This window comes from Rhizobium sp. Leaf321 (assembly GCF_001423215.1).
In the GTDB taxonomy this organism is placed as follows: domain Bacteria; phylum Pseudomonadota; class Alphaproteobacteria; order Rhizobiales; family Rhizobiaceae; genus Neorhizobium; species Neorhizobium soli.
In genome coordinates, this window is the sequence record NZ_LMOF01000005.1 from 162086 (window position 1) to 169634 (window position 7549).

The 7549-nt window shown below is 59.5% G+C and carries 4 protein-coding genes; all 4 read right to left on the reverse strand.

What is annotated here, in order from left to right; all coding sequences use genetic code 11:
- Nucleotides 1-122: 122 nt before the first annotated feature.
- A complete protein-coding gene (locus tag ASF70_RS04470; protein ID WP_062577792.1) occupies nt 123-1835 on the reverse strand; it encodes a hypothetical protein in 1713 nt (570 codons plus the stop codon).
- 6 nt (nt 1836-1841) lie between these two features.
- Nucleotides 1842-3041: an HlyD family efflux transporter periplasmic adaptor subunit gene (locus ASF70_RS04475; RefSeq protein ID WP_062577794.1), complete on the reverse strand. Its 1200-nt coding sequence runs from the start codon at nt 3039-3041 to the stop codon at nt 1842-1844.
- Nucleotides 3042-3045: 4 nt separating this feature from the next.
- On the reverse strand, nt 3046-5253 hold the full coding sequence (locus ASF70_RS04480; protein ID WP_244473958.1) for a type I secretion system permease/ATPase: 2208 nt from the start codon (nt 5251-5253) through the stop codon (nt 3046-3048).
- A gap of 84 nt (nt 5254-5337) precedes the next feature.
- On the reverse strand, nt 5338-7549 hold a 2212-nt coding region (locus tag ASF70_RS24405; protein ID WP_200943510.1), incomplete at its 5' end, for an Ig-like domain-containing protein.

A 7549-nucleotide genomic window follows, 5' to 3' on the forward strand; every position in this document is an offset into this window, starting at 1 on the left:
CGCTAGTTTCTGAGGATCCTTTATCTCGATCTGTTCGAGCTTCCCCAATGGTCATTCTTGATAGGGGAAATGTCACCGCGCGACGAACCGATCATTACGCCACTCGCCCTTGCTGAGCCCTACTATGAACCGGCTCCTTCTTGCCGAGAGACCAGCGATTTGAACGCCTCTTTCTCGTTCAGATACGCACGATAGGCGATCAGCCCGGACAGATAGTGTTCCACATCGTCGATCCTTACGCGAAACGCGTGGTGGCGGATGTAGAACGAACCCATGATCCGCCTTGGGTTGCGCATGAACATCGCCACCTCCGGGTAGAAATGACCGTTCAGCAGGTAATGAGCGCGTTTCTCGAGCGCTACCTCGAACGCTGCAAGGTCGATCTCGCCGAGGAGCGGAACCAGATCCGGGTGGTCAGCAATCCGCGACAGCGCCTGCCGGGTTGCCATCATCAGTTCCAGCAGTGTCGGAAAGGTGGTTATGCGATTGGCGACAAAATCGAGATAGGTGCTGACATTTTCGACGCAGAAGCGGAAATAGCGTTCCTCCGGCCGAAACAGCGTCAGTTCGTTGGCGCAATAACCCAGCCAGTGGTCGTGATGTTGCGTGTAGTTCCGGCGCAGGAAATGCTCGAAAGCCTTTTCAACCGCGCCGAGCCAGCGGATGTCGTGGGTGAGCGCATGAAGGCGAATCAGCGCGAAGGCGGCCTCGCCGTCGTAATAGACAGTGCGGAACTCGGCCTTGGTGGAAAGGTCCGGGTAAAGCAGGACGTGGCGGAATTCACCGGTCTTTGCGTCCTGCATATGAACGATACCGGTGGCGAGTTTATCCATCAGCGGCAGATATCGATCATCGCTCATGACACTTGTATATTTCGCGAGCGCCAGGAGGAAGACGGCATTGCCGCCGAGCTTTATCTCCGAACCGACGTCGATCAGAAAGGCGGCCTCGGCCCCATCAGGCAGTCTCGCGATCCGGGTAAGATGACCGGTCAGCTGCCCGAGCGAGCGCTCTATTGCAGCTCTCGTCTTGCTATCCCTCGTTACCTCGTAAGCTTCGATCATTGCATAGGTCGTGCTTGCATGGCGCAGGACATTGTAGGTGCGGATCTCGCGGTCGAAGCACGGGTGATAGCCGTAGACGAACGCGCCGTCCGGCTTGACCTGAGACGCAAGATAGCTGGATGAGGAGTCGATCAGGCGATCGAGCATGGCACGATCAAGCGGCTGACCTTCACGCTGACCGCTTCCCGCACCTTCGCCGCAAAGACGGTAGTGTCGGCCTTCCTCATCGAGAAAAAAACCGCTCGTTGTAAACGCCCAGAGCGCTCTCGCCTCGGCAAAATCCGTTTCGAACGCTTTTCCAAATCGTGTCTTCGCATAGAGCGCGAAGTTTCGTTCGTTTAGAACGCAGTGCTCGACCTTGTTGCCACCATAAAGCATGGCGTTGGCGTTCAGTTCGTTGTCAAGGAACGCGGTTTCGAATTGATCGTCCAGCGACAGTCCGAGCCGGAAGTAGTTTCTCTTGGTGCGACCAAGCTGTTTGTGGAGGGTCTTGACCGTGATCTTCTCGATCCGCACCGGCCAGTCGATCCGCAACAGACGGCCGTCGAGCCTCTGGCTGTCCAGGAGGTCGCCGGCGGCAATTAGAGCCTTTTGCCAAGCTGCGTCAAAACTGTCGGCGCCGAACGTTGCAACGGACGCTCGTCTGTCTCCGTCGCTGATCGAGACAAACAGCACATAAGCCGGATGCGGTGCGTCGAGTGGTTGGATGACCTGCCGAACAGGGTCTCGAAGGCGATCCAGCCGCGCAAGGCCGAAAGTTTCTGCGGGCATGGTCACCTATCGCTCGCGCAGCGCCTCGCGCGCCTTGTTGAAGGGTTTGATCAAGTAGTCCAACACACTCTTGCTGCCCGTGTTGACATCGACGGTTGCCACCATGCCCGGAACGATCGGCAGGCGCGTCCCTTGCGCGGTCACCAGCGCATCTGTGGTGGTCTGCACGAACACACGGTAATAGAACGTGTTGGGATCGACCTCGTCGCGCATGGTATCGGGGGAAATCGCAGTTACCCGTCCCTCCAGCCCGCCATAGACGGCGTAGTCATAGGCGCTGATCTTGACGCTGGCGCGCTGATCGGGGTGAATGAAGGCGATATCGCGTGGCGATATACGCGCTTCTATCAGCAACTCGTCGTCGAGCGGGATGATATCCATCAGCTTGCCGTTTGGCGGCACGACGCCACCGATCGTCGACACCTCGATATTCTTGACGATGCCCCGAACCGGTGAGCGATGCGTCAGGCGCTGCAGGCTGTCGGACCGTCCCTTGATGGTCGAGGACAGCGATGTGATGTCGGAATTTGCCTTGGCGAGTTCCTCGCGGGCGCTGAGGTTCTGCTTGGCGGCGATATCGACCTTCTTCATTTCAAGATCGACCAATTCCCGCTTCAGCCGGATGATCTCGACATTGCTGGCGGCGCCGATCTTGGCAAGCGACTCGCTCATTTCCAGCTCGCGTTTGGCCAGCACGATCGCTTGTTCCATCCATTCCAGAGACTGTTCAAGGCTTGTCGTCCGCGCCTCGAATTGCTGGGTTTCCGAACGGATGAGATCCGGATAGGCATTCAGCTCGGTCGGAAAGGTCAAAGCTGTCCGGTTGATCTCGGCCGTCAGGCGTGCGGCGGCCGCAAGCGAGGCACGGTATTTGGCCGATGATTCACCGACATCCGATTCGGTGATCGTCGGATCCAGCTGCGCCAGAAGCTGACCGGTTTCTACAATCTGGTTTTCGCGAACAAAGAGCTCCGAAACGATGCCCCCCTCAAGCGACTGGATGACCTGTTCGCGCCTGATCGGAACGACACGACCCGCGCCGGTGGAGACCTCTTCAAGCATGGCGAAATAAGCCCAAACCGTCGCGATTGTCAGGAGGATCATGGCCAAAAGAATGACGGTCTTTGCCTTTGACAGCTGGACATCGTCCTCGTCACCGAAAGCCCACCCGTAGTCCGAAGCCTTGTCGCTCGAGATCTCTGCCATGTCTTCAAATCCCGCCAGACGTGTTGTGAACAGGAACCAGTTTGGGTGGCACTGTTTTTTCTGGGGCGAGCGGCTTGATGCCCTTCAGCGTCGTCATCGCATCTGCCTTTGCCTCGTCGAGCACCAGCTGACCCTTGTCGAACACCATCACCCTGTCGACCAGTTCCAGAACCCGCATGCGATGGGTTGCGATGACAACCGTCTTGTCGCGCGACCAGGTCTGGAAGCGCGATATGAACAACCGCTCCGTGGCCTCGTCCATGGCGGCTGTCGGCTCATCGAGCAGGACGACATTGGGATCGCGCACCAGCAGGCGGACGAGGAGGAGCGCCTGCAGCTGCCCGCCGGACAGCCCGTTGCCGCCCTCCTGCAACGGGTAGTCCAGTCCCTTCGGCAGCGCGCGGATAAATTCGTCGGCACCGACGATCGAGAGCGCGTCGAGGATTGCGGACTGGGAGGCGTTGGAGGCACCGAGCGTAACGTTCTCCCTCAGGGTCCCGTGGAACAGGCGGGAGTTCTGGGTCAGCAGCCCCACGTCACGGCGCAGATCCGACGGATCGATATGTCTCAGCGCAATATTGTCGAGCATGACTTCGCCGGAACTCGGTTCGATCATCCCAGATAGCGCCTGCAGAAAAGTCGATTTCCCTGCACCGTTCTTGCCCAGTACGGCAATCTTGTCGCCGGCGGCGATCTTGAGGCTTCTCAAGACCAGCGCGGGTTTACTGGCAGGCTCCGCGTGGTGGAACGCGGTCGATCGAAATTCGTAGGTTCCGGCAATGGCGGAGATGGATATGCGTGTCTCGGCGACCGGATGGTCGACGGGCATCTGCATGATCGCGTCAAGGCTCTTCAGCCCGATTTTTGCCTGCTGGACACGGCTGAGAACCTGGGTGAGCTGCGCCATCGGCGCCATCATCCTGGAACCGAGAATGGAGCAGGCAACAAGCGCACCCGTTGTCATGTCCCCAGCCATGACGATCGGTGCGCCGAAGAATACGATGAACGCGTAAACGCTCGTCTGAACGCTGTGGCTCCAGCCGGTCAGAGACGACGTCAGAACGCGCATCTTCAGTTGGGCATCGGCATTGACCGCGTTGTAGTTATTCCACTTCTGCTGGAAGCGCTCCTCCGCCTGCAGCATCTTGATGTCTTCGATGCCCTGAATGCTCTCTACCAGGATCGCGTTGCGGAGTGATGCCTCGCGCATTGCAGCGCTGGCGCTCTGGTGCAGTCTTCGTTGTGATAGAATTCCGGGCAGGACAAGCAGCACGAGTGCGACCGCCGGAATGACGACCAGCATCCCGCCCACGAACCAGAAGATGACCAGAAACAGGAAGAAGAACGGCAGGTCCGCGACTGCGGCAACGGTGGTCGAGGTGAACACCTCGCGGACCTGCTCAAGATCCCGCAACTGAGCAATGAATGTTCCGGTCGATCTTGGGCGGACGCTGTTTTTCACACGCAGCGCGTGGCCGAAGATCAGATCGGACAGTCGCAGATCACAGCGCTTGCCGAGGATATCGATGATCGAACCTCTGATCTTGCGAACGACAAAGTCGAACAGCACGGCGAGCATGACGCCTGCAAACAGCACATAAAGCGTGCTCATGGAGTTGGCGGGGACAACGCGGTCATAGACCTGCATCGAAAAGATGACGCCGGCGAGTGACAGCGCGTTGGCGATCAGTGATGCCACCAGAACATAGCCATAGGGGCGCAGGTCACCGAGCGCGAACCGTCTGAACCAGCTTTCGTCATGCGGGGCGATATAGGTGTCTACCCTCGAGTCAGGTGTGGAGCGTGCCGGCCTGGGAATGGCCGCAAGCGTTGCCTCGGCACACAGCACATCGATCGCCAGCGTCGTTTTCAGACCGTTGTCGCCGGCAAAGACGACGGCGCCATTGCGTCGCGCATCGATGGCGACAACCGTTGCAACCGACCCGTCCTTGAGCTGCACGATGACGGGAAGCCTCCAGCTGGTCATCATGTCCAGACTGGGTTGAGCCAGCTTCACACGAAGCCCGAATTTTTGCGCGAGCCGCTGGACGTATTTCGCCTGGTCTTCCAGCGAATAAGCCGCCGCAGCCTTGCGGGCCGCTTCGATCGAGAAGCCCAGTCCGTAAATCCGGGCAACCTGCTCAAACATTTCGATCCAGCCGTCCGCCTGGTTCTGCTGCACGACGTCGAACTGAGGTGTTGCTTGGGTCAATGCCGTGCCTTTCAAGCGTCTGCAAACGACGGGCGAGCGGGTGTCGTGCCGCTGCCGCAGAACCGGCAGCAGCACGACTGAGGGCTAGATCACTGAGGTACCGGCATGGTGCAGAGCGTCGTCGTCGAGCAGGCTGCCCACAGTTCCCCCCAGCAAGCCGCCATGCAGCACACTGTCTGCGGCCGAACCGTCCAGCAGGTCCACGGTCGTGTCCTCCAAGACCGTGGGGACGAGGTTGCCGGCAAACTCGGGCAGGTCGGCAACACCGTCGGCTCCGGCGAGCCCGCCGATATCAAGGTCACCGTCCACGACAAGGCCCTGGTCTCCGCTCAGAAGTTCGTGGAGGCCAACGTCGATCGGCAGTACGCTGACGCTCCCGAGATCGATGAACTCACCGAGTTCGGTGCTCACACCATCCAGCGAGATGACGTCTGTCAGATCGCCGAAACGGCCGTGACTTCCGGTATCGAGATCCAGGAGGTCGAAGTCTGCGAACGCGGACGTCAGCATGCTCGGCTGCAAAGCTTCAGAGCCTGTATCGGCCGCCATCATCATCGACGTTCCGGCGATGGGCTCGGCCTGGTCGATGAGGATCGTCAACTCTGCTTCAACGACCTCTCCATTGGGATGAACGAGACGGTAGGTGAAGCTGTCGGTCATTCCATCAAGGCCGAGTGTGTCGTTCGGCTCATAGGAATAGCTGCCATCGGCAGAGACTTTGAGCGTGCCGTGATCACCCACGATGACGGTACCTGCGGCGGCCGGATCGACAAACACTGTCCCATTGGATACCTGGAAGTTGGTGAAGTTGGAGCCGAGCGTATCACCGTCCAGAACGTTGCCGACTGCCGCGACTACGCCATCGGAAATGACCGTTCCGAGGTCACTCGTCGACGTGGCGAGCTGAACGTCGATGTTGCCACCGATGTTCACGCCATCCTGCGATACCGTAACGCGGTAGTTGCCCGCGTCCAGGTCCTGCAGTTCCAGGCCTGTGGAGCCGCCAAGCAAACCGGCAAGCTCGGCCAGATTGGCACCTGTGCTGGTTTCGACGACCGTCCAACTGAGGTCAGCCTGCTGCATTTCGACGGCGATCGTCGTTGTCCCGAGGAGACCCAGAAGCTGGTCTGTGTCCGCGCCGATCTGAACCGTTGCCACGGATCCGGCGGCCACCGTGAACGTTCCCGTTTCACTTCCCCCAAACAGTCCCAACGAGACATCGAGGAAGTCGGCGTTCACGGCCTCCGTCACCGGGTGAGTGGTCACGACGGTCGCCGCCCCAGCGTCGTCCGTGGCGACAATTCCAAGGCTCGCATCCGCCGTTGGATCAATCGTCGAGAAGGTGAGGTTTTGTCCCTCGCTGTCGATCTGGACATGCAGTTCCGCAGTCGAAGTCGCCTGGGTTTGCGGATCGAAGATCGTGTATTCGAAGGAGTCTACCCGTCCGATGCCGGCTGCATCGGGGTTCGGGGTGTAGGTGTAGCTGCCAACCTGGCCGATGACCAGTGTACCGTGATCTCCCTGGATGGTTGCGCCTGCAGCGGTCACCGGTGTGGCATTGATGCTCTGAATGATGGTGCCGGGATTGACCGCGTCGATTTCGCCGCCGATACCTGCGTCGGTGATCACGTTGCCGCTGGCAGCAACTACGGCGATGGCGCCGATACTGGTTGTGTCGGTATCCGTCCCGGTGATCGTCAGCTCGCTTCCGAGGCCCGCACCCAGCAAGCCGTCATAGGCGATAAAGGCGCGGTACTGGCCCGGTCCAAGATCCTCCAGGCTCACTGTCGGTGCACCATCCAGCAACTGCAGGTCCAGCAGTGTGGCATTGCCGGTGCCGGTGCCTGTGACGTTGGTCCACTGGACACCGTCAAATCGTTGGATGACCACCTGATAATCGGACAGAACGCCGAGACTTAGGCCCTCGTCGAGTTCAAAACGTGCATCGAGCGTATGGCCCTCCTCGACGTTGAAATCGATCGTTTCGACGTTCGGAAGCACCTGGAGATCCAAGCCACCAAGGCTGACGGCAACGCCGTAAGTCTGGGTACCTATATCAACGTTGGTCACCACGGGGGAAAGGTTGATCGAGGCGACGGCGGTATTGTCGTAGGCGGTTGTGTCTGCATCAGCATCTGCATCCGCATCAGCATCTGCATCCGCATCAGCATCGGCATCCGCGTCTGCGTCTGCGTCTGCATCGGCATCCGCGTCTGCATCCGCATCGGCGTCAGCATCCGCGTCCGCGTCGGCATCCGCATCCGCGTCCGCATCCGCGTCGGCATCCGCATCGGCA